General features: G+C 47.5%; 1 protein-coding gene. It reads right to left on the reverse strand.

Features of this window, described 5'->3' with window-relative positions; all coding sequences use genetic code 11:
- Positions 1–525, reverse strand: a 525-nt coding sequence (locus tag R7P64_RS24630; protein WP_318124259.1) for an IS110 family transposase, incomplete at its 3' end; no start/stop codon positions are given.
- Positions 526–531: the final 6 nt, after the last annotated feature.

Raw genomic sequence — 531 nt, forward strand, 5'->3', positions numbered from 1 at the left:
ACCAATTTTTCCATGATAAACCTCATCTATATCCTCGATGGTTACCTGTTTGCCTTCACACAGCCTGTCGATCAGTTTGGTGGCCGTAATCCCCGAGGTATCGCTTAATACACTCGAGAGTTTCACGTTACAATCTTCCAAAATACGAATGATCCGGTTTTTGTTGGATGCCACATCCCGGATTAATTTCTTGCGGTAACGGGTTAAATCCCGTAACTCCCGCTGCTCGCGTGGTGGAATGTAGCTGGGTTTAAGCAAACCGGCAAGCAGCAGCTTACACAACCACCGGCTGTCTTTTGTGTCCGTCTTATGTCCGGGAACGTTCTTAACGTGCCGGGCATTGACTATCCAAACAGTGATACCTGTTGGCTCAAGGATGTTATAAACCGGCTTCCAGTAAACTCCCGTACTCTCCATCGCTACGTGAGTAATCTTGTTTTCCACTAACCAGTCTTTCAATTCTGTCAAAGATCTCGTGAACGTCCCAAATTCTCGGGTGGTGCGTTCTATCCCTTCGCCATCTATGGTGGC

Source organism: Vibrio sp. 2304 (assembly GCF_033339475.1).
GTDB lineage: Bacteria > Pseudomonadota > Gammaproteobacteria > Enterobacterales > Vibrionaceae > Vibrio > Vibrio alginolyticus.